We start from the raw sequence: 231 nt of genomic DNA on the forward strand, positions 1-231 counted from the left end.
GGCGGCCATCGAGGAGGCGGTGGCGACCTTGGCGGAGGCCGGATCCATCGAGTACGCCCGCGAGACGGCCGAGGACCTCACCGCGCGGTCGAAAGGACACCTCGAAGTACTCCCCGAGAGCGGCTCTCGGAGCCTGCTCGAAGACTTGGCGGACTACCTCATCGTCCGCGGCTACTGATCGGTTGGGTCGCTGAGCGGTCGGGTCGCCGGACAAGCCGGTCACGGTTCGAG

1 pseudogene is annotated in these 231 nt (G+C 68.4%); it reads left to right on the plus strand.

The features are described from left to right. Window positions 1–178, plus strand: a pseudogene (locus EXE44_RS21815) (polyprenyl synthetase family protein); the annotation flags it as partial. Window positions 179–231 lie beyond the last annotated feature (53 nt).

The organism is Halorubrum sp. SS7 (assembly GCF_005435055.1).
In the GTDB taxonomy this organism is placed as follows: Archaea; Halobacteriota; Halobacteria; order Halobacteriales; family Haloferacaceae; genus Halorubrum; species Halorubrum salinarum.